Below are 19510 nucleotides of genomic sequence, written 5' to 3'. Positions count from 1 at the left end.
GAAGCTATTGACCAGTCCATAATTCCATGTCATCATCATGATGACATGACAAAGGAAAGAAGGTGCATTGTGTACATTCACTTAGACCGTTCCAGCTCTACCCCGCTCTGGCAGCAAATCGTCAATGGCATCATTCAAAAAATTCATACAAACACACTGAATCCTGATGATCAGTTGACTCCGTCAAGAGTATTAGCACAAGAGCTCAACGTATCTCGATCCACCGTACAGCTTGCCTATGATGAACTGCTGGCAAGAGGCTATGTCAGCACCTCTAGAAGAGGCGGAACAAAGGTCATTTCAAGTGATCACAATGCTGCTTCTCCCCCACATCAAAACGAACCGCCTTTTGCACTTCCGACAAGACCTCACTTTGACGAGGCTGAGAAACAAATGGATCACTGGCTCTCGGCCAATCAATTTCATGACACACTTGAGATTGATTTCCGCCATCAAGAACCAGCCATCGACGACCATTTTCAAAACATATGGAAACGCTCGCTTCTAAAAGCATTACAGCGCTTAAATATGAAAGATTGGGGTTATTCTTCTCCGCATGGATTATGGGAAGTACGTTCAGAAATTCGCCAATACTTATCAGTTGAACGCGGCATTGATATAGAAGAAGACCAAATGGTGTTAACAGGGGGCACACAACAAGCCATTGACTTAATTTCACAAGTCATGCTCAAAAAAGGAGATACAGTCGCTGTTGAAGATCCTGGTTTTCCTGGAGCTAGGTTGTCCTTTTTACATCGCGAAATGACTATTTACCCCGCACCAGTCGATGAAGAAGGAATGATGGTGAATACATTGCCAGAACGTACAAAGCTGATCGCTGTAACGCCCTCTCATCAGCGGCCAACCGGTGTCTGTATGAGCGTCAATAGAAGACGGGAGCTGCTGCAGTTTGCTGCGAAGGCTCAATCTTACATATTAGAAGATGATTTTGATGGGGATTATCGTTATCATGGCGGTCCGCTTCCTTCTTTATTTTCAGAAGCACCCGATCATGTGATCTATATTGTCAGTTTTTCCAAGGTACTTGCTCCAGGCATCCGCCTTGCTGCCATCATCGGCTCCAAAGCAGTCATCAAAGAAATCGCTGCACTGCAATCACTTATTCAAAGACAGCTGCCGATCATGGAGCAAATCACTCTTGCCTCTTTTTTCAGAGAAGGAGAGTTTACGCGATATGTCAGGCGGATGAGACAGGTGTATAAAAAACGGCAGGCAGCGATGATGGATGCTCTTTTGACACATCACTTTGACAAACACTTCCGTTTATATGGAACCGATACAGGCCTTCACGTCTTTTTGGAAGGAACATCAGACTTTGATGAACAAGGCACGATTGAGGCCGCAAAAGCGGCAGGTGTCGGCATTTATCCATTAAGCCCCTATTGTTATGAAAGCAAAAGGAAAGGGTTGCTGCTTGGTTTTGCCTGTACGGATGAAACCATGATTCAAGAAGGTGTACGCCGATTAAAGCAAACACTGCACATCTAAAAAAGCCTGGAAGTCTCTCTTCCAGGCTTTTCATTGTGATTGCTGAACGTTTCCCACTTCTTCAATGAAAGAGGCTGTCTCTTGCAATCCATCTTGAAAATGTTGAGTAGCTGACATAAACAGCTTTTCTTGATCAGGACGCTTTAACAGCTGCTCTACCTTGCTAATTCCTTTTTCAAATGAAGCAAGACCTGTCTTTAATTGTTTGTCTGCCTTTTGATACACAGCTGGCACTTCTTGATGAGTAAGCCCTTTTTGAATGACACGGTCGAATGCTTTCGTCGCTTTTGTCAATTTTTCATTTACTTGAATTTTTCCATGTCCATCCGAAATAAATTGATCGGTCATGTTTTCATATGCTTCATTTAACTCATCCATATAACGCTGAACCCATTGTTCATACGCAGCTTCTTTTGTGTTTTGTTTTGAAGGCGGCTGACCTGCTTGATTGCAGGCCGTGAGTAGTGTCACTGTCACGGTAAATAGCAGCATCAAATGCCATCGTTTTTTCATACAGGGCCCCCATTTCTCTTTCCCATTTGTTCATATCGGTCAAATATGATCAACTTTTACCTCATACGAACACCTTGTAAGAAATGACTTATTTTTATTGTAACAGACCGCATGTATCACTTCTGCGATTTATGCGGAAATGAATGAAAATCCTTCTAATGGTTCACATTTCCCTGCCATTTCATGATGATACAGTCAATAGACGACGAGAAAAGCACATTTGGTTTCAATCTATTTCATTTTCGCCATTTTTTCTCAAATAAAAAAGACCCCTTTCGGCGCCTTTTCCTTAGATGTATGGATTTCAAATGATGATCTTTCTTAGAATGGAAGCTGCCTTATATTCTGCTATGCATGCGGCAACACCCTCTATGATCCTACCCATTTATTGCAGCTTTCCTTTACAAGCAATCTCCAGCTCTTCTACCACCTTGCCATCTTGAATGAGGTATGCTTTTTCATGAAGATTCACAGCAGGACAGATGTGATTCGGAATCATTTGCACCTTCTCACCGATCTGTACACTTTGACGAAAGCCTTCATGATAGATAATGGCATGCTCGTCAAATACGCTTGAAACAAATACATCATCATATTCTTTCACTTTGCCTAAGCCCTCTGTTTTGGTCAGCCCTTTTGTACGCGTTTGTGCCGTCAGCCCCTTGGCCCCTACATCTGTAATCACCCGGCGCTCTGTCGGTTTACTAATGACCGTCGTCAGCACAGATGCAGCACAATGTGAATATGTGCCGATTACATTGGACTGGGAAGCATCCATCAAGATGTATGTGCCTGGCCGTATTTCAGTGACTCCTTTTGGAATATCAAATTGAAATAAAAATGGCGGTGTTGATCCAATACTGACGACCTCTAGCGGCATACCAGCTTCTTCTGCAATCTGTGCAAAACGGAGTGTTCGATTAACAGCCTCCTTGTATAATGTCCGGCAATGTGCTTTACTTTCCGCTTGATACGTATGACCATCATGAGAAAAAATCCCCTTTAAATGAACGGCATCACTTGTTTGAATCGCCTCTAATATGTGGCAGAAATCACGTTCTTCAATGACACCAGACCTTCCCTCTCCAACCTCTATCTCAATTAAAACCTCCGCTTTTTTCTCTGATTCACAAAAGACTTGCTCAATCTGCTTCACATGCTCAACACAATCTATACCGAATGAAATCTGTATCGACTCTGCCAGTTTACGAATCCGCTTGAGTTTAATCTCACCTACAATTTGATTGGCGATAAAAATATCCTTGAGCCCATGGGCTGCCATGACTTCAGCCTCTCCTACTTTCGCTACCGTAATGCCAGATGCACCTTTCTCTTCCTGCAGCTTGGCAAGTGCAGGCGTTTTATGAGTTTTCGTATGAGGGCGCAATTTGACCTGCTGACGGTCTGCATATTGCTGCATCGCCGCTACATTCTCCATCATCACCCGTTTATCAATAAGTAGTGCCGGCGTATCCAGTTCTTCATACATCATCCCCATGACCCCTTTCGTTATATAAAAAATTATATGATATAGATAAATTATATATTTTTTTATACGATAATCAATGGTTTTTTCTGCAAAAAAATGATGGCGATGAGTAAACAGTCCAGCGGCTGTCTGCCGCTGGTCTCTCACTAATAACGATTACGAAGTTCTCTTAAGATAAAATCATACACAAGGTTGAGCTGCTGTTCCTTTGGATACAGCATAAATTCTTGTTTCTTAGGAAGACCTCCATCAAGTCGATCTTGAAATTTCGTTCGGAGATACGCTGTTCGGTGTACCTGACTCTCAAATGACTTATATGAGACATCTAGTTTGACCGATTGCTCATTTGTAAAAGTAACAACCGTGTCTCCGAGGGATGATTCCTGAAAGATATGAATGTATTTGTGGGAGATCCATCCGCATTGAGGGCGGTTGGATGAATAGGTTGGGAAGAAATACAGATGATTGGATGAGTCAATCACGATGGGAGGCTTGTGTGATATACCTGTTACTTCATATGTTCCCGCTTTTCTGCCTGCATAGCTTGAGCCAAAGAACCTGCAACTACGTTCTATAATTTGCAGCGGCTTTAATTCAACGTAAAAGCTTGTCTCTCTTTCGATCACTTTTGAATATACTCGTTTTCCTTCTTCAACCGGAAGGACCGCCATTGTTGTTTGATTAATGACGTATGAATCTAATGGTGTTTCACTAATTCCTGACACTTCATTTCCTCCTGTGTTAATTTTTGGTTATTTTAGATACTATTAATCTATCACCAACGTATAAGAAACGACAGGATTTTTTCAATATTTATTTAAAATTATCTTTTTATCATGTTATTTAGTACATTCGATCTATCTAAAAGCCATTTTTAAAGATATATCGCATCTTGTCGACTGGACAAGGGGTGTCGATATGGCTCAAAAATAAATTGTCTAAAAATTATAAATTCTTGTTGATTTTTTCTCCGCCAATCCATATACTATAAAAAAGGCATCGGGGGGATTCTTTATGAAAGAGAAAAAAACGTATGCTGAGCTCATGAAGTCCCGCAACACCCAAAAAACCGAAGAGAATGGCGTTACTATTTTAGACATTTATATTCAAATGGTTTTAGATGAGGCGCTTTATAAACAGCGCTTAACCTTCCTTAGAGAAGAGATTGACAAGGCGCTAGATCAGCGTGATGAAAAGCGTTTTAATGACCTGTCAGCTCAATATGCAGAACATTGCTTACATCAATCATGATGATTTTACTTGCGGCAGAGAGACAGAAACTTGTCTCTTTACCGCAAGTTTTTTGTTTTTATCCATTTAATATGGTTCCGCCATTCACATGAATCATTTGTCCATTCATATAAGAAGAGTCTTCGCTCGCTAAAAATAAATAACTCGGTGCTAACTCTACTGGCTCACCAGGCCGCTCCATTGGGACATCACCACCAAATTCAGACACTTCCTTTTCCGTAAAAGTGGATGGAATCAGCGGTGTCCAAATCGGTCCAGGCGCTACCCCATTTACCCGAATCCCTTGTTTGATAAGAGATAGAGATAATGATCTTGTAAACGTTACAACCGCCCCTTTTGTCGATGAATAATCAATTAAGGTTTCATGACCTTTATAAGCAGTGACCGATGCTGTATTAATAATACTGCTTCCTTTTTTTAAATGAGGGAGCACCGCTTTTGTTAAATAGAACATGGCAAATATATTCGTTTGAAATGTCCGAAGAAGCTGGTGAGAGGTAATCTGTTCAATGCTTTTTTGCGGATGCTGTTCACCTGCGTTGTTGACCAAAATATCAATCGAACCGAAAGCATCTTTTGTTTGTTTGACGACCTCGTGCGAAAAAGCTTCATCGCCTAGATCACCTGATATTAAAATGACGCGACCTCCCATCTTTTCAATATAGTCCTTCGTTTCTTCCGCATCACGATGTTCATTCAAATAAACAATCGCTACATTGGCTCCTTCTTTCGCAAATAAGATAGATACTGCTCTTCCAATCCCGCTGTCTCCACCTGTGACAATCGCCGTTTTCCCTGTCAGCTTTTTGCCTTGCACCTCTCGATCAAAGATAGGTCTAGGGTTCATTTTATATTCAATTCCTGGACGTTCGTTCTGATGCTGAGGCGGTAACGTTTTCTTTGGCTGTTTTGTTGACACGTCAGTCCACTCCTTCCTTTTTATCTCGTTTATTTTTATGTGTTGCTCATTTTTTTATGTATTTCGCTCTTGTTTTCACTAAAATGTATGATTTTCAGCATCGTGGAAAAATTATACACAATAAGTGACTGGAGGCGACAACATGGAACAAGAATATAAAGGATCGGAACAAGCAAAGTCGTTATGGCTAGCTGATAGTGAGAAGCCCTCTTTTCCTACTGTCAGCGAAGACCTTACAGCAGATGTCATCATTGTCGGTGCCGGTATTACCGGTATCGCTACTGCATTTGAAATGACAGAACGCGGACTGGATGTCATCATCATAGATGCTGATCAAGTATTGCAAGGAACCACTGGACATACGACAGCGAAAATTACCTCCCAGCATGATGTGTACTATCATGAGCTGATTCAGCATATTGGTATGCCGAAAGCCCGTTTATATGTAGAAGCAAATGAAAAAGCAAAGGAGCTCATCCAAGCACGTGTGAAAGAGTATGACATTGATTGTCAGCTTGAGGTAAAAGATGCTTACCTTTATACAACAGAAGAAAACGGCGTCAAAAAGTTAAAGAAGGAATTAGATGCGTACAAACAGCTCGGTATCGATCGCGAATGGAAAACAGCGCTCCCGTTTGATGCTGGCATCAAGGTAGCCCTCGCCATGACGCAGCAGGCACAATTTCATCCTCTTCATTATCTTCATGCACTGATCGATCAGCTCATTGACCGAGGCGTGCGCATATTTGAACAGACAACGGCAGTCGATGTAAAAGAAGGAAAACACCCTGCTGTCATCACAAAAAGTGGTCATCATCTGATGGGGCGCTCTATCATTTCATGCTCACACTTTCCTTTTTACGATGGCAAAGGACTGTATTTCACGCGAATCCATCCTGAGCAATCTTATGTCGTCGCAGCCAAAACAAAAAAACCGCTTCCAGACGGCATGTACTTAGGAATTGATCAGCCTGCCCATTCATTAAGAACGGCGAAATTCCATGGAGAAGATGTCGTGCTCATCGGTGGACAAGGCCATAAAACCGGACAAGGCGGAGATGAATCCGCACACTATGAAGCACTAGAAAAGTTTGGAGAAGCCACCCTTGGCATAACGGAAGTCCTTTACCGCTGGTCCACGCATGATATGGTCACAATGGATCAAATCCCATACATTGGCCGCCTGACATCACATCATTCGAATATTTTTGTGGCAACAGGCTTTAGAAAATGGGGCATGACCACAAGCCACGTAGCAGCGACACTGATCGGAGATTTGATCGAAGGAAAATCGAATCCTTACGAATCCATCTTTACTCCATCAAGACTCGTGTCAGACGCATTCGTAAAAGACTTTATCAAAGAAAACACCAATGTTGCAGCGAAGCTAATCAGCGGTAAATTAAAACGAGCTGATCAAACAATTGATGATTTAAAACCGGGTGAAGGCGGGATTGTGTCTTATGAGCATAAAAAATGTGGCGCATTTAAGTCAGAGGACGGCGATATCTTTCTTGTCGATACAACCTGTACTCATTTAGGCTGTGAAGTCGCGTGGAATAATAGTGACCGCACGTGGGACTGTCCTTGTCACGGGTCTCGTTTCTCCATTACGGGAGAAGTAGTAGAAGGTCCGGCGAAAAAACCACTAAAAAGGTCATATAAAGAACAGTAAAATTTCACTGTTTTCCCTTTAAAAAAACCAAAATTATCCGATAAAAAACATAAAGTCTGATATTTTTGATGATCATGGGGGGACAAACACATTGTTATTTAAAAAAGAGAGTAAAAAGAAAAACACTGCTTTTTTCACACAGCAGGATGATGGGATAAAACGAATCAATTTTCCGGAGAATACGGACATTGCCAAACAAATTAAAATGATTGATTTGACGCAGCAAGACCTTTTTATCTTGAAACAGCTGAATCCAATCGTTCAAGATGAAATTGAACATATCGTCGATAAATTTTATAAAAACCTAGAAGTCGAGTCTTCCTTGATGCACATCATTCAAGATAACAGCTCAGTCGAGCGTCTAAAGAAAACACTACGCATTCATATTAGTGAAATGTTTGCCGGTGTGATTGACGAATCTTATGTGGCCAAAAGAATTAAAATTGCACAAGTTCATTTAAGAATTGGACTTCAACCTAAATGGTATATGGCAGCCTTCCAAGACCTATTGCTATCCATAATGGATTTATTTGCCCAGCATATCCAAGATTTCAAAGAATATCAGACGGCAGTGAAAGCGACGACGAAAATTTTAAATCTAGAGCAGCAGCTTGTCCTAGATACGTTCCAAAATGAATACTCTAAAGTTCGTGATGAAGCAGAACTACAGCAAAAAGAGCTTCATACAAAAATTACAGAAACATCTAATTCACTTGCTTCTCTCTTCTCAAACACAACAAATGCAGTGGACAAACTTGTATCAAAATCTGATGAGATGGCGGATATGTCACAGGCTGGCACAAAGATTTCAGCACAAGTTGAAGAGAAATCAATTGGCGGTAAAAAAGAGTTAGAAATTCAGCAGACGCAAATGAACCAAATTGACGGCAGTATGACAAAGATTGAAACAGAAATTAAACGCTTAGAAGAAATTGCGAAACAAATTGAACAAATTTTTGGGATCGTCACAGGTATTGCGGAGCAAACGAATTTACTATCTTTAAACGCTTCAATCGAATCAGCTCGAGCAGGTGAACATGGCAAAGGCTTTGCTGTCGTTGCAAATGAGGTTCGCAAATTATCAGAGGATACAAAGAAAACGGTTTCAACTGTATCTGAGCTCGTCAACAACACAAATTCACAAATCGCCATTGTGTCACAGCATATTGCTGATGTGAATTTACTTGTGACAGACAGTAAAGAAAAAATGACCCAAATCAACTCGCTATTCGATGATATCGTCAGCAGCATGAACTTAAGCAAAAACCAAAACGGAAAAATTGAAATAGATTTGCAAACATTCCTAAACGAATTGAAAGAAGTCAAACAAACTGTGTCCCAAGTGGCAAGTTCGGTCGAGTCCTTAACGAGTCTGACAAATCACTGATCCAGTCATTCTTCTTCTGTTTTAGTATAATAGAAGAAAAGATAGAAAAGGCGGGATTTGATTGACAGCAATTTGCCTAGTCAGACACGGTGAAACCGATTGGAATGCAGCGAAACGAATTCAAGGACGAACAGATATCCCTTTAAATGACACTGGTAAATGGCAAGCGGAACAAACCGGTCTTTACTTAAAAGATGCCCACTGGGATGTTGTCATTTCCAGTCCGCTATCAAGGGCAAAAGAAACAGCTCATTTGATTTTACAGCATGTACATGCACCGCTCGTGATCATGGACGATTTTATTGAACGTGACTATGGCGACGCTGAAGGCATGTCATTTGAGGAACGTCAGAAACTGTTTCCGAATAAACAGTATCCAAATATGGAACCATTATCGGCACTTCAAGATCGAATGCTAGAAGGTATTGAAAAAGTGAGAGCAACCTACCCAGATCAACGGGTACTAATCGTAGCACACGGTGCTGCCATCCATGCCTTACTCACCTCACTAGCTGACGAACATATGGGTATTAAGGATACAAGACTTGAGAATGCCTGCTTAAATTATGTGAAATGGACAGATGGTGAATGGAAGGTGAACGATTACAACGTGGTCAGCCATTTAACACAATCTGCCCCTTCTTAAAGAACCTGTTTTCATAGCAGGTTCTTTTTCATGTCAAAAACAATGATAAAATAATATTTTTTTATATCGAAATTCGAAATAGATGATAGCCTTTTCTACCTATTTTATGGCATTTCGGGTATCGAATGTTTATCCTCAAATGGATCATGAGAAAAAAAGCACGATTCCTTTTTAATAGAAAACCGTTGGAAATATAAAATAAACATATTTTACCATCATTTCCAAGCGACTTAATTCCCTATTTTTCGCTAGGACTTCCACAAAAATTCGGGTCTACTCTTATTTGCTTATCTCTATTAAACTGAAAATACAGAATAATCAAACGGATCATTCTTATAGACTACGGATGATTATTCTGAAATAAGAAAAAAGGGATGTGGAATGTGCGTGAAAAAGAAAAATGTGATGACAAGTGTTTTATTGGCTGTCCCTCTTCTGTTTTCAGCAGGGTTTGGAGGCTCGATGGCAAATGCCGAGACTGCCTCAAAGTCAGAAAGCGAAAAAAGCTATATCGTTGGCTTTAAAGCTTCTGCCACCACAAACAGCTCTAAGAAACAAGCAGTGACACAAAATGGTGGGAAATTAGAAAAACAATACCGCCTCATTAATGCTGCACAAGTGAAGATGTCCGAACAAGCCGCAAAAAAACTTGAACACGACCCTAGCATTGCTTATGTAGAAGAAGACCACAAAGCAGAAGCATATGCCCAAACCGTCCCTTATGGTATCCCTCAAATCAAAGCTCCAGCCGTACACGCTCAAGGTTATAAAGGTGCTAACGTCAAAGTAGCTGTCCTTGATACTGGAATCCACGCCGCACACCCTGACTTAAATGTTGCAGGCGGTGCTAGCTTCGTCCCTTCAGAGCCAAATGCCACACAAGACTTTCAATCACACGGAACTCACGTAGCCGGAACCATTGCTGCCCTTGATAACACGATTGGTGTTCTTGGGGTTGCGCCAAGCGCCTCCTTGTATGCCGTTAAAGTGTTAGATCGAAACGGAGATGGACAATACAGCTGGATTATCAGCGGTATTGAATGGGCTGTTGCCAATAACATGGATGTCATCAATATGAGCTTAGGCGGACCAAACGGCTCCACAGCGCTTAAAAATGCTGTAGACACAGCGAATAACCGCGGAGTAGTTGTCGTTGCCGCAGCAGGGAATTCAGGTTCAATTGGCTCTACTAGCACCGTAGGCTATCCTGCAAAATACGACTCTACAATTGCTGTTGCCAACGTGAACAGCAACAATGTCAGAAACTCGTCTTCTAGCGCAGGTCCTGAATTAGATGTTTCTGCACCTGGTACATCGATTTTAAGTACAGTACCAAGCAGTGGATATACGTCTTATACGGGAACATCAATGGCATCTCCTCATGTAGCAGGAGCAGCAGCGCTTATCCTTTCTAAGTATCCGAATCTATCAACGTCTCAGGTTCGTCAGCGCTTAGAAAATACGGCAACACCGCTTGGTAATTCGTTCTATTATGGAAAAGGATTAATTAACGTTCAAGCGGCTTCTAACTAAAATAAGTGTGACAAAAAAATCCGGCGAACTGAGCCGGATTTTTTATTTATTTCTTTTTCGATGTTTCCTCTTTTTTTGCGGCTTTTTCCATATCGATGATTCTCTCCATCATCGTCGGGTGTCCATAGCGGAATATTTTCACTAAAAGTGGCGGATTGACTTGGGAAAGCCCTGATTTTGCAAGCTTTTGAAATGACGTCACCCCCGCCTCTCCATCTTTCGTCAAGTTCACGGCGTATTCATCAGCTGCACGTTCTTGATGCCTTGACACAGCATTTGTAAAAGGAGAAGCAACAAATGACAGCATAGATACAATGATCAACAGAAGCGGAAGAGCAGCAACGTCATGTGGTGCCTTCAGACGAAATGAAGAAGCGCCTTTTTGGTAAAGGTAAAAATAAAAACGGTCAATGGCAAAAAATCCAACCAGAGACAGCACTAAATATCCTGCTAAACCGATATACACATGCTTCATCACGTAATGTCCCATCTCATGCGCCATGATAAATAAGATTTCACGGTCTTTCAGCTTTTGAAGTGTCGTATCCCACAAAACAATACGCTTATTTTCACCAATTCCTGTGACGTAAGCATTCATCGTGTTTGTTTTCTCTGACATGTTGACTTCATATACATGATCTGCTGGAATGTGTGCTTTCTCTGCAAGAGTTAATATCTTTTCCTCAAGCGCTTGATCCTTCAATGGGTAAAAATCATTGTAGAGTGGATCAATAACGACCGGCTGTATAAAGAAGAGAAATAGTGTAACTGGAACGGTGAAACACCAAGCATACAGCCACCAATACTTCCTTTTCTTTTGAATGAGCCAAAAGAACACAATGGCGCATAGAACAAGCAGTGGATATTGAATCCAAAAATCAAGCGTTTGGTCTTTTAGCCAACTTGCCGTGCTTTGTGCTGAAACACCGTAGTTCAAGGACAACTGATAGCTCACCCACTTGACCGGCAATGTGATCAGCATCGTCAAAAGTGACAGCACAAACACATACACAAGTTTGCTCACAAGGTGAAAACGAGCTGCTGCCAAGCTCCAATCTGCTAATTTCCTTGAAAACCCTGAAATGAGCAAAAGGAAAAAGACATACCAATCTAAAGGAATTGTCATAAAGTACAACAGGTTACGAATGTTCGAGTAATTTCCACTGATCAAAAGCTCATGGCTTGTCATAAATGTATGCGGGTCTGCACTTGTCCCTTTCACACTGTCAGGGACAGATGAATCCCCCATTAGAAATAAGTAAGAATAAATAAAAAGACCGTACAATATGTATGCTACCGTTGCAAGAGCTACCCATTTGCGTACTTGCACTGGTCAGCCTCCTTTCCATTTCTCTCTCTATTGTAATCACGCACGTTTTTGTTTAGAACCTGTCTCATGTGGCTCCATCATAGCATGCCCTATCTGAAAAAGCTTGAGTGAAAAAAATGATTATGCTGTTCAAAAATCGGAGAAACTAACCATAAAAAAGTGAGTTGGAGGTTCATCATGAAGAAAATCCTTGCAGGAATTGTGATCTTTGGGCTTTTACTGATTACCTTCTTTTATGTGTTCAGCCGGACAAGTGACATCTTCGATGAAAATCGAGCAGAGAAATTATTGCTTTCACCGACGAACCAGTCCATTTCTTATGAAATAGATGATAAAGATACAACTGAGGATCTAATTGAACAATTAAACAAAGGGAAACAAACAAGCAGCCATCTCAAAAAGAATGTAAAGAAGCCAGATTATATCGCCAAGGTCATGTTCGGACGGACAAATGGCACTTCTTTTCAGCTATGGACCAACCGCTCTCAAGTTGTTTTTTTAGTAGACGGCACCTATTATGAATTAAATCAAAAACAGTCAAATTCCTTTCGAAAACAGGTACAAGAAGCGATTCAAAAAGGAGACTCTTCATAAGAGACTCCCTAGATTGTTGACAAAGAATGCGAGGGTTTGTCTACACGCTGAGGAGCCTCCTCATAAGAAGAGACTCTTTTTTTATTTACTTGTTTCTGCTTGGTACTTATCCTTTAGCGCTCTTCTTAAAATTTTACCAGTCGTGTTTTTTGGAATATCATCAATGAAATGGATCGTTTGGGGCTGCTTATATTTCGCCAAATAGCGTGAACAATGTGTGATGATGTCTTCTTGATTGATGTGAGCATGTTTCTTAGGGGAAATGTAACAGACAACAGCCTCTCCTGTGTTTGGATCTGGCACACCGATGACAACGGCTTCTGCTACAGCTTCATGTTGATAAAGCACTTCTTCTACTTCTCTTGGATAGACATTATACCCGCCAACGAGAATCATGTCCTTTTTTCGATCGACGATATAAATATATCCGTCTTCATCTCTTCTCGCCAAATCTCCTGTGTACAGCCAGCCATCTTTCAGTGCTGCTTCTGTGTCTTCTGGCATTTGATAATAGCCTTTCATAATGTTTGGCCCTTTTGCAATCAATTCTCCGACTTCGTTTGGTCCAACTTCCTCTCCAAGTTCATTCACGATCTTATTTTTCACATTCATAATATCAGTTCCGACTGAACCTGGTTTTCTTTTTCCATCAAGGGGATTGAATGCCGTCACTGGGGAAGCCTCTGACAATCCATAGCCCTCTAACACCGTGACACCGAATTTTTCTTCAAAACCGTGAAGTAAAGCAACAGGCATGGACGCACCCCCTGATATACAAATCCTCACCGACTTCATCGCTTCCTCATAACCGTCCTGGCGGTATAAATAGTTATACATGGTTGGAACACCAACAAATAGCGTTGGTTTTTCTTTCTCCATCATTCGTAAAAGCTCTGATGGGCTGAAATGCGGCAGGACATAGATGGTCGCTCCATGAATCAAAGGGGCATTCATACAGACGGTCAAACAAAACACATGGAACATCGGCAAAGCAGCAATCACCTTGTCCTTCTCATCAATTGACAGGTACTCCGCAATGTCTCTTGCATTTGAATATAGGTTAACATGAGTGAGCATTGCCCCTTTTGGTTTTCCTGTTGTGCCAGATGTAAATAAAATAACGGCCGTATCGTCAGGTTGTATGGAAGGATGCTCAGTTTCCGGCGCATCTCCAGACACAAGCTTTCCGAAGAAAACAAGACGATCAGATACTTCTTTTAAACTTGACCTGCACGCAGATTCATTTTGTGCACAAATAATGACTCGTTCAATAGCTGGAAGCTGTTCATACACCTGCTCGTATATCGGCAGAAGCTGATCCGGTGCAACAATCCCTTTTACATCACCAGTGACCAGCATATAGCCGATTTCACTTGGCGTATATGTTGGATTGACAGGTACAACAACAAGTCCTGCCTTTAATGCACCAAAAAATGAAATCACAAAATGCGGTGAATTTCCTAAAATCAGCGCGATATGATCTCCCGCTTGAAACCCTTCGCTCACTAAACCATCTGCAAAACGTTCGATACTTGTCATCAGTTCTTGATAGGTCCACTTGTTCCCTTCAAAGATCAGTGCGACGTTCTCTCCCTTGGTCATCGCAGTCTGCTCAAGATTTTTGATCAAATCCATTCTCCCACCCCTTATACTCCATCAATGAATGAATAGCCATTCATTTTATGACCAAACATTCCTCCTTTCTATTATAATAGACAATCGAAAAAATTCACAAGATCAAATGTAAACCACTTTCATCTCTTTCATTAGAAAAAGCACCGCTATCTCTAGCCGTGCTTGTCCTTGCTTAATAAATCAAATCCAGAAAATCTTCTTTTGATACGTTACCAAAATAATGGCGCATATCCATGTCTTCTAATACATCACTAATGGTTTTGCGATCATATTGCTGCCCAATGAGTCGTTTCTCAATATCAGCAATATCCCCTACACCGAAGAAGTCACCAAAAATTTTGCAGTCTTGAATGATGCCTTTTTTCACTTCTAATCGAAGATCAATCGATCCAGCTGGAAAACGCTTAGAGTGCTGCAAGTTAAACTTAGGTGAACGGCCGTAGTTCCATTCCCATTTTTGGTATCGATCACGAGAAATCTCATGAATCTTCTCCCAATCCTTTTCTGTCAGCTGATACTCAGGCACGTCTCCGTTCGTGTCAAAAATATAGCTTAAAAGAATTTTTCTAAATTCTTCTGTTGTCATCTTTTGATCCATCAGTTCACTAATATTCGCAACCCTGCTTCTAATGGATTTGATACCTTTTGATTCGATCTTTTCTTTCTTCACATTTAATGCCGAGACAACATGTTCGATTTCTGAATCAAATAATAGGGTGCCATGACTGAAGATACGTCCTCGTGTAGCAAATTGAGCATTCCCCGAAATTTTACGCCCATCTGCCATGATGTCATTTCTGCCGCTTAATTCCGCTTTGACGCCAAGCTTTTCAAGCGCTTTGATGACTGGCTCGGTGAATTTTTTAAAGTTATGAAAGCTGTCCCCATCGTCTTTTGTAATAAAACTGAAGTTCAAGTTTCCTTTGTCATGGTAAACTGCACCACCGCCAGATAACCGGCGAACGACTTTGATGCCATTGTCTTCCACATATTTTGTATTGATTTCTTCTATTGTATTTTGGTTCTTTCCAATAATAATGGATGGCTGGTTGATGTAAAACAGCAAATACGTTTCTTCTGGATCTAAATATTTTAAGCAATACTCTTCAATTGCTAAATTAATCATTGGGTCATAATGTTGCTCGTTATCGATAAACAGCATCTCTATCTTCCTTCCTTGTTCCATCTAAGCCCTGATTGGGCAAGCTGTATATTGCCAGTATATAACGCCTGTGCTTCATTGACTAGGTCTTTATGCCGACCGAAATGAGGCAGATGGGTGATGATGAGCTCTCCAACATTTGCTTCACTTGCCAGCTTCCCTACTTCAGTGCTGTTCATATGTCCTGCACCCGATCCGTCTTGTCCAGCGTAAAAGTTGCTTTCGGCAATAAGTAAGTCTGCATCCTTGCTAAAAGGGATAAATGCATCTTGATAGCTGGAATCAGCTGTATACACCACCACAGCCTCATTTGCTTGAATTCTCATCGCATAGCATTCTGCCGGATGAACCGTTTTCAAAAAATCAATTTGAAATGGTCCAATTTGAATGCCCTCTTCCGGGTGATAAGGTTTTGTCTTTGTATGTACATCATCAGAGAGCCGCTGAAATGCTGCTTGATCCCCGGTATGTCCGTAGATCGTCAGCGGACCACTGCTTTTTCCTAAATGATAACCCACTAGCTTCGCATATTGGAGAGGTCCGATATCTGCAACATGATCGTGATGATAATGAGAAAGGAGTACAGCATCTAGTTCTTCTATATCAATGTATTGCTGAAGCTTTGACAGAACTCCGCTCCCGCAGTCGACAAGCAGACGAAAATCATCTGATTCAAAAAGATAACCTGATGTGGCTTCACCAGCTGCTGGAAACCCTCCGTAGCAGCCAATTACGGTTAATTTCATCGTCATATTTCCCTCCTTTTCAAACATTCCCCTTCTTACAATATACCCATTTTTCATGAAAAATGCATTCTTCTTGCCTATTGTTACAAAACAGATTGACAAATATTAATCTGTTATAATACAATGATAGCAATAAAACGTATTGGAGGATGACAAATGCTAGGAAAAATCACTGAGTTTTTTAGAAATTTGCCTTCAAAAAAATGCACAAAATGTGGAAATGATTTAATGGAACAGCACGAGTGTTACGGTAATGAATGTGAGGAATGCTCACAAGTAAGTTATCTTAAATAAGGAAATAAATAGAACAAAAAAGCACTTTTTTCCTCCATCGTCAGTTGGAGTCAAAAGTGCTTTTTATTTTTTCTGAAAAATAGGTAAAAAGGTAAAACCCTTGGTACAGAAGGGTTTTTTAGTATTTTCATATGATGACTTTTAGTTCGGAAGGCACTTTTTATTGACTCAAAACAACGAAGGGGGTTCGAAGTGTCCATTTTTTCAAATAATTTTGTATTTTCTTAATATAATTTAATCGTGGACGAACCTCTTTAATTTTAGTTATACTTTAATTCATATATTAAAACTTAATATAATGGGAATATTCCTTTAATGAATATGTTAGGGAGGAAATCTATGAAAAAATTAAAATTTGGATTAGCTACTCAAATCCTAATCGGTCTTATTCTCGGTGTCGTGGTTGGTGCGATCTTTTTCGGTAACCCTGGTGTTGAGACATATTTAAAACCAATTGGAGACTTCTTCTTACGACTCATTAAGATGATTGTCATTCCGATTGTCGTATCTAGCTTAATTTTAGGTGTTGCAGGTGCGGGTGATGGTAAAAAAGTAGGGAAGCTTGGTTTTAGAACCATTCTTTATTTTGAAATTATCACAACGTTTGCGATCATCCTTGGTCTTGTGCTTGCGAACTTTGTTCAACCAGGTGCAGGCGTTGACTTTGGACATACAGAAAAACAGGATATTAGCCAGTATGTTGAAACGGAAAAAGAACAAAGCAGTAAATCAGTTGCTGATACGTTCCTTCATATCGTTCCGACGAACTTCTTCCAATCATTGGCGGAAGGTGATTTACTTGCGATTATTTTCTTCACTGTATTATTCGCACTTGGCGTTTCAGCGATTGGTGAACGCGGCAAACCAGTGCTCGCCTTCTTTGAAGGTGTGTCACATGCGATGTTCCATGTCGTCAATGTTGTGATGAAAGCTGCACCATTTGGTGTATTCGCGCTCATTGGTGTGACAGTATCAAAATTTGGTCTTGAATCTCTCGTTTCATTAGGTAAGCTCGTAGGTCTTGTTTATTTTGCGCTCGCTCTCTTCCTTATCGTTGTATTCGGAATTATTGGAAAGATGATTGGCGTCAATATTTTCAGATTTCTTGCTTACATGAAAGACGAAATGCTTCTCGCCTTTAGTACATCCAGCTCTGAAACAGTTTTACCGAGAGTCATGGATAAAATGGAGCGCATCGGGTGTCCAAAAGGAATTGTTTCTTTTGTTATCCCAATTGGTTATACGTTTAATCTGGACGGCTCCGTCTTGTATCAAGCCATTGCGGCGCTTTTCTTAGCGCAGGTATATGGCATTGACCTCACGATCGTACAGCAGCTCACACTAATCCTTGTATTGATGGTGACATCAAAAGGAATGGCTGCCGTTCCTGGTACATCCTTTGTTGTATTACTTGCAACACTTGGAACGATCGGTGTTCCTGCTGAAGGTCTAGCCTTTATTGCAGGTGTTGATCGTATCATGGATATGGCAAGAACCGTTGTCAACTTAACTGGTAATGCACTTGCAGCTGTCGTGATGTCTAAATGGGAAGGACAATATGACCCTGAAAAAGGACACCGCGTGATGACTGGACAAGATGTACCTGAGCCAACACAACTTTCAAGCTAATCAAAAAGAACCCCGCGATCGGGGTTCTTTTTTTATACTGTGATTAATTTGCTTTGAACATAGTGGTACAGTAGATTGGCTGTATGAATCAATGAGTCTTCATGGGTTCTTTCAAAGGCATGCGAAGAGTCAATACCAGGTCCAATCAGTCCATGAATGATATCATGCCCTGCTCGAATCGCTGCTGACGCATCTGAACCATAATAAGGGTATATATCAAGGCGGTAATCGATCTTATTTGCCTCAGCTAATGCTGCTAAATGTTTGCGCAGACCATAGTGATAAGGACCGCTAGAATCCTTCACACATATTGACACACTGTATTCATCGGTTGATTGACCGTCACCGATGGCTCCCATATCAACAGCCAAATATTCCACCGTTTCTTCCGGGATATTCGAGTTCCCACCGTATCCGATTTCTTCATTATTTGAAATTAAGAAATGTGTCGTATGCGGCAATGTGATGTTCTCTGTTTGAATGCGGTGAATCAATCTCAGCAACAACGCCACACTTGCCTTATCATCAAGGTGTCTTGATTTAATAAAACCTGAAGATGTCACTTCCACTCTAGGATCAAATGAGATAAAGTCTCCTACTTGAATGCCGAGTGCTTGCACATCGTCTGCATTTTTCACTTTCTCATCTAAGCGAATCTCCATATTTTCTTGATTTCGCTTCGCTTTTCCAGCATCCTCATATACGTGAACGGACGTTTGATGCATCAGAATGGTACCTGTGTATGTACGGCCTGTTACTGTTTCAATTTCACAATACTCGCCTTCTATCGAGTTATATTGAAAGCCTCCAATGAGTGCAAGACGCAGCCGGCCATTTGATTTAATTTCTTTGACCATCGCACCGAGCGTATCGACATGTGCTGTCAGCATGCGGTGTTCCTTGTCATCTGTTCCTTTTAGGGTGGCAATTAATCCGCCTTTTCGATTTCGCTTCGTTTCAATATTTAAATCTTGTAAAAAACGTTCGACAAAGCCAATCACTTTCTCAGTATTTCCTGATGGACTTGGGATCGACACAAGCTTTTGAATAAGCTGAATCGTTTCATTTACTTCCGTTGTCATTCGGCATATCCTCCTTCATCTAAAAGAAATTCTTTCCAAGCATGCCTTTTTTCAGCATCCTTCTTAAAATATATCGCTTCGGGTTCCTGATGTCTAATTTCTAATCAAAAAAACCT

The 19510-nt window shown here is 40.9% G+C and carries 18 protein-coding genes; 9 read left to right on the top strand and 9 right to left on the bottom strand.

The genetic code is table 11. The features are described from left to right. The first annotated feature begins 69 nt into the window (after positions 1 to 69). Positions 70 to 1509 (top strand): MocR-like pyridoxine biosynthesis transcription factor PdxR, encoded by a 1440-nt coding sequence (gene pdxR, locus M2353_RS05270; RefSeq protein WP_284725074.1) that lies wholly within the window; start codon positions 70 to 72, stop codon positions 1507 to 1509. Between the two features lie 30 nt (positions 1510 to 1539). Here the strand turns inward: pdxR and M2353_RS05265 are convergent, their stop codons facing one another. The 3 genes from M2353_RS05265 to M2353_RS05255 form a co-directional block, all read right to left on the bottom strand. Further along, entirely contained in the window at positions 1540 to 2022 is a 483-nt protein-coding gene (locus tag M2353_RS05265) for a hypothetical protein (protein ID WP_008348662.1), read from the bottom strand. Between the two features lie 385 nt (positions 2023 to 2407). Beyond that, on the bottom strand, positions 2408 to 3514 hold the full coding sequence (locus tag M2353_RS05260; protein WP_284725073.1) for a D-TA family PLP-dependent enzyme: 1107 nt from the start codon (positions 3512 to 3514) through the stop codon (positions 2408 to 2410). A gap of 143 nt (positions 3515 to 3657) precedes the next feature. Beyond that, positions 3658 to 4236, bottom strand: coding sequence for a competence protein ComK (locus M2353_RS05255; protein ID WP_017366958.1), 579 nt, complete (start codon positions 4234 to 4236; stop codon positions 3658 to 3660). A 289-nt stretch (positions 4237 to 4525) separates the two neighbouring features. Between M2353_RS05255 and M2353_RS05250 the strand changes: the two genes are divergently transcribed. Continuing rightward, positions 4526 to 4762 (top strand): IDEAL domain-containing protein, encoded by a 237-nt coding sequence (locus M2353_RS05250; RefSeq protein ID WP_008348804.1) that lies wholly within the window; start codon positions 4526 to 4528, stop codon positions 4760 to 4762. Between the two features lie 58 nt (positions 4763 to 4820). Here the strand turns inward: M2353_RS05250 and M2353_RS05245 are convergent, their stop codons facing one another. Next, complete coding sequence (locus M2353_RS05245; protein ID WP_284725072.1) at positions 4821 to 5681, bottom strand: SDR family oxidoreductase; 861 nt, start codon at positions 5679 to 5681, stop codon at positions 4821 to 4823. 142 nt (positions 5682 to 5823) lie between these two features. On the opposite strand from M2353_RS05245, the gene M2353_RS05240 reads away from it, so the two are divergent. From M2353_RS05240 to M2353_RS05225, 4 genes are all read left to right on the top strand, one after another. Next, positions 5824 to 7356: an FAD-dependent oxidoreductase gene (locus M2353_RS05240; RefSeq protein ID WP_284725071.1), complete on the top strand. Its 1533-nt coding sequence runs from the start codon at positions 5824 to 5826 to the stop codon at positions 7354 to 7356. A gap of 40 nt (positions 7357 to 7396) precedes the next feature. Beyond that, positions 7397 to 8743, top strand: a complete 1347-nt coding sequence (locus M2353_RS05235; RefSeq protein WP_411809945.1) for a globin-coupled sensor protein — start codon at positions 7397 to 7399, stop codon at positions 8741 to 8743. A gap of 61 nt (positions 8744 to 8804) precedes the next feature. Next, positions 8805 to 9389 (top strand): histidine phosphatase family protein, encoded by a 585-nt coding sequence (locus tag M2353_RS05230; RefSeq protein WP_178930000.1) that lies wholly within the window; start codon positions 8805 to 8807, stop codon positions 9387 to 9389. A 387-nt stretch (positions 9390 to 9776) separates the two neighbouring features. Continuing rightward, positions 9777 to 10922 (top strand): serine alkaline protease SapB, encoded by a 1146-nt coding sequence (locus M2353_RS05225; protein ID WP_045034875.1) that lies wholly within the window; start codon positions 9777 to 9779, stop codon positions 10920 to 10922. A gap of 46 nt (positions 10923 to 10968) precedes the next feature. Here the strand turns inward: M2353_RS05225 and M2353_RS05220 are convergent, their stop codons facing one another. Then, on the bottom strand, positions 10969 to 12252 hold the full coding sequence (locus M2353_RS05220) for a M48 family metallopeptidase (RefSeq protein ID WP_284725070.1): 1284 nt from the start codon (positions 12250 to 12252) through the stop codon (positions 10969 to 10971). 177 nt (positions 12253 to 12429) lie between these two features. Here M2353_RS05220 and M2353_RS05215 point away from each other — a divergent pair, with 177 nt between their 5' ends. Beyond that, positions 12430 to 12846 carry a YhfM domain-containing protein gene (locus tag M2353_RS05215; RefSeq protein WP_008348821.1) on the top strand — a complete coding sequence of 139 codons (417 nt, stop codon included), beginning with the start codon at positions 12430 to 12432 and terminating at the stop codon, positions 12844 to 12846. Between the two features lie 81 nt (positions 12847 to 12927). Here the strand turns inward: M2353_RS05215 and M2353_RS05210 are convergent, their stop codons facing one another. The 3 genes from M2353_RS05210 to M2353_RS05200 all read right to left on the bottom strand — a co-directional run bounded on the left by M2353_RS05210 (position 12928) and on the right by M2353_RS05200 (position 16389). Then, complete coding sequence (locus M2353_RS05210; RefSeq protein ID WP_284725069.1) at positions 12928 to 14481, bottom strand: fatty acid--CoA ligase family protein; 1554 nt, start codon at positions 14479 to 14481, stop codon at positions 12928 to 12930. Between the two features lie 172 nt (positions 14482 to 14653). After that, positions 14654 to 15643, bottom strand: a complete 990-nt coding sequence (gene lplA, locus M2353_RS05205) for a lipoate--protein ligase (RefSeq protein ID WP_008348846.1) — start codon at positions 15641 to 15643, stop codon at positions 14654 to 14656. Between the two features lie 2 nt (positions 15644 to 15645). Next, positions 15646 to 16389, bottom strand: a complete 744-nt coding sequence (locus M2353_RS05200) for an MBL fold metallo-hydrolase (protein WP_284725068.1) — start codon at positions 16387 to 16389, stop codon at positions 15646 to 15648. A gap of 156 nt (positions 16390 to 16545) precedes the next feature. On the opposite strand from M2353_RS05200, the gene yhfH reads away from it, so the two are divergent. Both yhfH and M2353_RS05190 read left to right on the top strand, forming a co-directional pair. Further along, positions 16546 to 16683, top strand: a complete 138-nt coding sequence (gene yhfH, locus M2353_RS05195) for a protein YhfH (RefSeq protein ID WP_008359029.1) — start codon at positions 16546 to 16548, stop codon at positions 16681 to 16683. A 339-nt stretch (positions 16684 to 17022) separates the two neighbouring features. Continuing rightward, a complete protein-coding gene (locus M2353_RS05190) occupies positions 17023 to 18312 on the top strand; it encodes a glutamate/proton symporter GltT (RefSeq protein ID WP_008348850.1) in 1290 nt (429 codons plus the stop codon). 32 nt (positions 18313 to 18344) lie between these two features. On the opposite strand, the gene M2353_RS05185 is transcribed toward M2353_RS05190, so the two are convergent. Continuing rightward, a complete protein-coding gene (locus M2353_RS05185) occupies positions 18345 to 19394 on the bottom strand; it encodes a M42 family metallopeptidase (protein WP_024720001.1) in 1050 nt (349 codons plus the stop codon). Positions 19395 to 19510 lie beyond the last annotated feature (116 nt).

The sequence above is a fragment of the Bacillus aerius genome, from assembly GCF_029894105.1.
In the GTDB taxonomy this organism is placed as follows: Bacteria; Bacillota; Bacilli; order Bacillales; family Bacillaceae; genus Bacillus; species Bacillus altitudinis.
Note: the sequence above shows the minus strand (reverse complement) of the source record. Positions and strands in the feature narration are given on the sequence as shown.

Coding starts and splice junctions, on each gene's coding strand:
- M2353_RS05260 (WP_284725073.1), bottom strand. CDS start 3,514: ATGATGTATGAAGAACTGGATACGCCGGCACTACTTATTGATAAACGG.
- M2353_RS05190 (WP_008348850.1), top strand. CDS start 17,023: ATGAAAAAATTAAAATTTGGATTAGCTACTCAAATCCTAATCGGTCTT.
- M2353_RS05250 (WP_008348804.1), top strand. CDS start 4,526: ATGAAAGAGAAAAAAACGTATGCTGAGCTCATGAAGTCCCGCAACACC.
- M2353_RS05240 (WP_284725071.1), top strand. CDS start 5,824: ATGGAACAAGAATATAAAGGATCGGAACAAGCAAAGTCGTTATGGCTA.
- M2353_RS05185 (WP_024720001.1), bottom strand. CDS start 19,394: ATGACAACGGAAGTAAATGAAACGATTCAGCTTATTCAAAAGCTTGTG.
- M2353_RS05200 (WP_284725068.1), bottom strand. CDS start 16,389: ATGAAATTAACCGTAATTGGCTGCTACGGAGGGTTTCCAGCAGCTGGT.
- yhfH (WP_008359029.1), top strand. CDS start 16,546: ATGCTAGGAAAAATCACTGAGTTTTTTAGAAATTTGCCTTCAAAAAAA.
- M2353_RS05215 (WP_008348821.1), top strand. CDS start 12,430: ATGAAGAAAATCCTTGCAGGAATTGTGATCTTTGGGCTTTTACTGATT.
- lplA (WP_008348846.1), bottom strand. CDS start 15,643: ATGCTGTTTATCGATAACGAGCAACATTATGACCCAATGATTAATTTA.
- M2353_RS05210 (WP_284725069.1), bottom strand. CDS start 14,481: ATGGATTTGATCAAAAATCTTGAGCAGACTGCGATGACCAAGGGAGAG.
- M2353_RS05265 (WP_008348662.1), bottom strand. CDS start 2,022: ATGAAAAAACGATGGCATTTGATGCTGCTATTTACCGTGACAGTGACA.